Source organism: Mesorhizobium sp. M2A.F.Ca.ET.042.01.1.1 (genome assembly GCF_003997405.1).
Classification (GTDB): Bacteria; Pseudomonadota; Alphaproteobacteria; order Rhizobiales; family Rhizobiaceae; genus Mesorhizobium.
The window spans coordinates 1-5,936 of record NZ_RZRX01000317.1 but is presented as its reverse complement, the minus strand read 5'-3'; the positions used below and the strand labels follow the sequence as shown (position 1 = coordinate 5,936).

Genomic DNA, 5,936 nt, shown 5'->3' with positions numbered 1-5,936 from the left:
GCAAGGAACGGTGGCCGATCCTTCTTTCTTCAGTTCTTCAGTTCTTCAGTTCCTCAATTCCCCTCCCCCAACGCAAATCACCCCCGCCTCAAGGGACGGGGGTGACATGCGAGGGCATCGGAAAAAGGGGGTAGCCTTTCCCGGCCCTCACAAGCTCAGCAGACGATTCAGATCCTCCTCCGTCGCCTGCCGCTCGATGATGGTGCGGCCTTGCGCGTCGGTCATCTCGAAACGGCCGTTCCGGACTTCTTCCTTCATGCCGTTGCGGTGGACGACGGTGATCTTGTTGCCGTCGATCGAGAGCGTGTCGCCGGTTGCCGCGTTGGTATAGCTGTTCTTGCCGCCGGGATTGGCATGGCCCTTGCCGCTGTTGTTGCCCGGCCCGGCATTGGCGTTGCCGCCACCGGCATTGCTGTTGTCGGAATTGCCGCCGGCGTTACCGTCATCGCCGGCGTTGCCGGAATTGGATCCGCCGGCAGAGCCGGAATTGGAGCCACCTGCGGAGCCGGAGTTGGAACCGCCGCCGGAACCCGAGTTGCCGCCATTGCCATTGCCGCCGCTATTGCCGTTGCCGGCGTAGGCGGCGGACATGAGCTTTGTCACGTTGCCCGGCGCCAGCAGGCAGGGCGCGACCACAACCGCCAGGGCGACAGAGAAGCGCAGCGAGAGGTCGGCTAGCCTTTTGCGGGCGGGTTGGCGCATTCTTTTCCTTCTTGCCGGTTCCACCTCGGTTTGCCGAAGGTCCGCTCTCGGCACGGGCAACGCGGAACCGGTCTCTTGACGGAGGCAAGGATCACATTCCTCCGACGCGACGAAAGCGGCCCACGACCCATGCTCCGGCCGATCAGACCATTTCCGCCGCCACGGGTGACCAATGTCGCAACAGCAGCAATCGCCGCAGCTTGAAAAAATTACCCCCGCACGGAGGCGGGGGTAAGGTGAGTAGCCAGATTCCATCGCAAGACGATCAGGACCGCAGAGACGAAGCAAAAGGTGGCAACCTGATTTTGCAGCGCTGACCTTCGGTCCCTTAAGATCTAATCCGGATAAAACCTCGCTCTCACAAACTCTGCTTTCACAAACTCTTCAGGCGATTGAGATCGGCCATGGTGGCCTTGCGGTCGACGATGGTGCGTCCGTATTTGTCTTCCATCCTGAACCGGCCGTTCTCGATCGTCTCCTTCATTCCATTGCGGTGCGTAACCTGGATGCTGCCGGCGGTGGCCTCGACCTTATCGCCGGTCGCCGCGTTCACGTGGCTGTCGACATCGGCGGCGCTCGCCTCGGTGGCGCTGTTGCTCGAGCTGTTGTTCCCGCTGCTGTTCCCGCCGCTGTTCCCGCTATTGCCGCCGCTGTTCCCGCTGTTCCCGCCGTTGTTCCCGCCGTTTCCGCTGTTGCCGCCGCCGTTCCCGCCGTTTCCGCTGTTGCCGCCGCCGTTCCCGCCGCTGTTTCCACCACCATTGCCGCCGTTCCCGCCACCATTGCCGCCTTTGCCGGCATAGGCCTTGGTCACAACGACACCATCGAGGGAGAGACTGAAAGGCGCGACAACAAGCGCCAACGCAGTCAGCGCTCGCAAGACCAGCCTGCAGCCCCTGCGCGTTAAGCGCATCCCGCTCTCCCCACGCCAGCCCTTCAGCCCGTCGGCCGAACTACCCCACCGGCAATGTCGCAGCATAAGCATCCCCAATCAGCCCATGATTAGGAAGTGGCCCACGACCCTTGTCTTGTCCACTCGGACTTATTGCTATTTTCGATAGGACCTAAGTCTTATTTCAACCACCGGATGTGGTCGGATATTGCCGTGCGCGCATCGATTTCTCCAAGCCGGGCAGCGCTTTGGAGCGCGTCGCTCAGAAATGGATTCTGGTGCGCGCGACGGCTTCCGGGGGGGTCAGGCCGGCGAAGGCGCCGGCCGCCGCGCTGCGACCGCCGTGCCGAAGGCGGCGGCAATGACAGCGGCGATGCCGGCGCATTGCAGAAGGTTGAGCTTCTCCGCCAAAAACAGGAAGCCGGTCAGCGCGGCGCCCGCCGGCTCCAGGCATACAAGCATGCCGTAGACCCTGGCCGGCATGCGGGCCAGCACCAGCATTTCCAGGTAGAAGGGCAGCGCGCTGGAGAAGAGGCCGACCACGGCCGCGCCGGCCATGACGTGCGGGTCACCGAAATAGGGCTGCGCGGCGCCGAAGCCGAAAGGCAGCGCCAGCACCGCGGCGATCGCCATGCCATAGGCGGAGGTGCGCGCGCCGAGCTCGGCGCCGGCCTTCTGCGCGAAGATGATGTAGAGCCCCCAGCAGGCGCCGGCCGCCAGCGCCAGCGCCACGCCCAGCGGATCGAGCCCGCGGCTGATCCCCGCAAAAGGCGACAGCAGCGCGATGCCGGCTATCGCCAGCCCCACCCAGACAAGGTCGAGCAGGCGCCTGGAGCCGAGGGTCGCAACGAACAGCGGCCCGGTGAATTCCAGCGCCACGCAGATACCCAGCGGAATGCGCTGGAGCGCGGCATAGAACAGCAGGTTCATGGCGCAGACAGTGATGCCGTAAGCGGCCAGCCAGGGCAGGTTTTTCCGCGAGGGCAGCACCTTCCATGGCCTCAGCACCGCCGCCAGCATCAGCGCGCCGATGGCAAGCCTCAGCATGGTCGTGCCCTCCGGCCCCAGCACCGGGAACAGGCCCTTGGCAAAGGCAGCGCCAACCTGCACCGACAGCATCGAGCCAAGCAGGCCGAACACGGGCATGGCGCCCATTTGCGCCTGCGGTTTTGCAATCGGCGTCGACGTCACTTGCTCTCCGTCCCCTACCTTGGTCGGGATCGGAGATAAGGCCTTTGCGGCAGCGCCGTCGTGAGGCAGCGGGCGGCGGATGATGGGACAAGGCGGCCCCCTCCCTCGGGTGGCAAGCCTGCTGCAACGCACAATGACTCGAAGTTCAAGATACTTCCGTAGACTCTTCTGTAGAAATTGGCACCGCGATCGAGCCTTTTTCTCAATATTGCCATCATACCCGCTGCGGTTGCAGGGATAACTCTCCGACACCCATCGCGATTGATACTTTCCGCAAATCAGACCAATTGCCTATGGCTTCATAGGACCATTGGATGAACCGTACGAATATTTTCGCAATACAACTATTTTCGTCCCGCACCGGCATCACATCTTATTTCAGGATCGTAAGCATTTTGTGTTGCACCGCAACATCTGCCGCGACAATCGTGGAGCGGGGGCATGCTCGTTGGAGGATGCCATTATTGTGACTCGGATGGGCATTCCGCCGGCCGGCAGGGATTGCGCCCCGGGCCCGGACGGCAAGCGGTCGGCCCGCAGCGGCGAGATTTGCCGGCCCTCTGCCGCGTGGCGTGACCGACCTGGCGAACGCCGCTGATGACAAACGCGCGCGACATCCAGCTGGATGCCTTGCGGGGCGTTGCGGTGATGCTGGTGCTCTACTCGCATTTCTTCGCTCCCGGCGGCTCGTCCTTCGTAGGCCATCTCGGAGTCAGGCTGTTCTTCGTGCTTTCCGGCTTCCTGATCACCCGGCTGTTGCTGGACGCGCGTGACACCAGCGCATTCGCCTCCGGGCCGGCGCTGCGTTCCTTCTATGCCAGGCGCATGCTCAGGATATTCCCGCCTTACTTCGCGGTGCTGGCGCTCGCATGGCTCGCCTCGGAACAATCCAGGCCCTCGCTCGCCTGGCATGCGCTCTACCTCTCGAATTTCTGGTACGCGCGGCAGAACGACTGGACGCCCTGGCTGCTCTGCCACTTCTGGAGCCTCAGCATCGAGGAGCAATTCTACCTCGCCTGGCCGCTGATCGTGCTTCTGGCGCCGCGCCGGCGCATCGAGGCGATCGCCATCGGCGTCATCGCCTTCTCGCTCGCCTACCGGTTCTACTGGCCGATCGCCGCCAACCCGGCACTCGCCCGCGACCTGCTGCCGCCGGCCTCGATGGACGCGCTTGGCTGCGGCGCCCTGCTTGCCGTCCGCCGCGCCAGGGGCGCGGCGCCGCAATGGATGCGGCTCTGCTGGCCGGCCCTGGCGGTGGCGTTTCTGTTCGTGGTCCAGTCCGATCCCGGGCCGGCGGATTCGGCCTGGGAGTGGCCGCGCTGGGCGCTGGTGCAGGTGCTGCCGCTGGTGCCGATGCTGGCAATCGTCGCCGCATGCTCGAACGGGCTGCGCGGCACAATGGGCAGGCTGGCCGAACTCCCCCCGCTGCTGTGGCTCGGCCGCATCAGCTACGGCGTGTACCTCTATCATTCGATCCTACTGGGCTTGGCCGTCAGGGCGCAGCCATGGATCCCGGTCAACGTCTCGGAACAGGGGCCGGGACGGTTCCTCGTCGCCGGCACCGCCACCGTGGTCGTCGCCTCGCTTTCCTGGGTGTTCTTCGAGAAGCCGCTCAACGGTTTCAAGCGCTATTTCCCCTATGTCCCGCCCGCTCATCCGCGCAGCGCGAGCGAGGCCCTCCGGTTCGGCGCCGCCCCGGCGCTCGATCTGCGGCCGACGGACCGGAGCCGACCATGACCGCGGCACCTCTCATCTCCGTGCTGTTGCCGGTCTACAATGCCGAGCCCTACGTGGCCGCCGCCATGCAGTCGATCCTGCGGCAGGACTACGACCAGCTCGAAATCATCGCCATCGACGACGGATCGACCGACCGGTCCCTGGAAATCCTCGAACGCTGCCGCCGGTACGACAGCCGCGTATCAATCATCTCGCGCGAAAACCGTGGCCTCGTCGCCAGCCTCAACGAAGGGCTGGCGGTCGCGCGGGGCGAGCTGGTCGCGCGCATGGATGCCGACGACTTCGCCTATCCCTGGCGGCTGTCGCGCCAGGCGGCGCTGTTTGCCGCGCGGCCGGAGCTCGGCTTCTGCGGCGCGCTCGTGGACACGCTGCTGCATGGCCGCGTCCTTAAGGGGCGGCTCGACCCTGTGTTCCGTCTCGACCTCACCGTGCTGTCGAAATTCTTCACCATCTTCATGCACCCGACGGTGGTCTACAACCGCAAGGTCATCTCCGAGGCCGACCTCCACTACGACGGCAACTACCGGCATGCTGAGGATTTCGACCTCTTCCGGCGGCTGGCCGACCGCTATCCGGCGGCGCTGATGCCGGAGAGCCTGCTCGTCTACCGCCTGCACCCCGGCAGCGTGACCAGCCGGCACAGCAGGGAGATGCGGCGCACGCATCTCAAGATCGTCGGCGAGAATCTCGAGCGTCTGGGATTGGCGGAAGACAGCACGGACCTGCGTGCCATCGGCGACCGCGTCTGCCTCGAAACCGTGCGCCGGGCGGCCGCTTTCATCCGGGCGCTTGAAGAGCGGATCGCGCCATTGCCCGACCCGACGCGGCCGAGCTTGGAAGCCGGCGCGCTGAACCTGTTCTACTTCCTCTACCAGCTCGTCAATGACGAGGAGCGACCGGCGCTGACACATGAATTGCTGACGCTGACCGGGAAATGGAACGCGATCCGCCGCCGCGAGAAATACGCGTTCGGCCCCGGCGCCTGGGCGCCCTGGCTGAGCCAGGCCTCGATGTGGGCGGGCAAGCGCGCCGACGGGCTTGCCTACCGCTTCAAATCCGCGCCGGCAGCGTCAGTGCTCGCGCCCTACAGGATGGCCGCGCCATGAACGCCGAGCGCCATCCGCTGCTGCGGCACCTGCGCCCCGCCCTGCCCCCTCCTCCGTGGCCCAGGCAGCGGCCACAGGTCTCCTTCATCGTCTGCACGCGCGACCGCCTGGCCGTGCTCGAAGCCTGCATCGACTCGATCCGCGCCGCCAGTCCGGGGCGAGGCTCCGAGATTGCGGTCAGGGCGATGTCAGAGCTAGCGGCGGTCGCGCGTGCAGACGATGAAGGAGCCCTGTGGCCGCTGCCTGGGCCACGGAGGAGGGGGCAGGGCGGGGCGCAGGTGCCGCAGCAGCGGATGGCGCTCGGCGTTCAT

General features: G+C 65.4%; 5 protein-coding genes and 1 pseudogene. 3 read left to right on the top strand and 3 right to left on the bottom strand.

All coding sequences use genetic code 11. The features are described 5' to 3' along the window. Window positions 1-147 precede the first annotated feature (147 nt). From EOA23_RS37005 to EOA23_RS30430, 3 genes are all read right to left on the bottom strand, one after another. Window positions 148-702, bottom strand: coding sequence for a hypothetical protein (locus tag EOA23_RS37005; RefSeq protein ID WP_127306847.1), 555 nt, complete (start codon window positions 700-702; stop codon window positions 148-150). Between the two features lie 373 nt (window positions 703-1,075). After that, window positions 1,076-1,513: a hypothetical protein gene (locus tag EOA23_RS30435; RefSeq protein WP_348628599.1), complete on the bottom strand. Its 438-nt coding sequence runs from the start codon at window positions 1,511-1,513 to the stop codon at window positions 1,076-1,078. 381 nt (window positions 1,514-1,894) lie between these two features. Beyond that, window positions 1,895-2,782 (bottom strand): DMT family transporter, encoded by an 888-nt coding sequence (locus tag EOA23_RS30430; protein WP_127306845.1) that lies wholly within the window; start codon window positions 2,780-2,782, stop codon window positions 1,895-1,897. 597 nt (window positions 2,783-3,379) lie between these two features. Here EOA23_RS30430 and EOA23_RS30425 point away from each other — a divergent pair. The 3 genes and pseudogenes from EOA23_RS30425 to EOA23_RS36135 all read left to right on the top strand — a co-directional run. Next, a complete protein-coding gene (locus EOA23_RS30425; RefSeq protein WP_127306844.1) occupies window positions 3,380-4,519 on the top strand; it encodes an acyltransferase in 1,140 nt (379 codons plus the stop codon). Further along, the gene (locus EOA23_RS30420) at window positions 4,516-5,625 is read left to right on the top strand and encodes a glycosyltransferase family A protein (RefSeq protein WP_127306843.1); all 1,110 of its coding nucleotides are present in this window, start codon (window positions 4,516-4,518) and stop codon (window positions 5,623-5,625) included. The genes EOA23_RS30425 and EOA23_RS30420 overlap by 4 nt, the downstream gene beginning before the upstream one ends. Further along, a pseudogene (locus tag EOA23_RS36135) lies at window positions 5,622-5,936 on the top strand (hypothetical protein); the annotation flags it as partial. The gene EOA23_RS30420 and the pseudogene EOA23_RS36135, both read left to right, overlap by 4 nt.

Coding starts and splice junctions, on each gene's coding strand:
- EOA23_RS37005 (WP_127306847.1), bottom strand. CDS start 702: ATGCGCCAACCCGCCCGCAAAAGGCTAGCCGACCTCTCGCTGCGCTTC.
- EOA23_RS30425 (WP_127306844.1), top strand. CDS start 3,380: ATGACAAACGCGCGCGACATCCAGCTGGATGCCTTGCGGGGCGTTGCG.
- EOA23_RS30420 (WP_127306843.1), top strand. CDS start 4,516: ATGACCGCGGCACCTCTCATCTCCGTGCTGTTGCCGGTCTACAATGCC.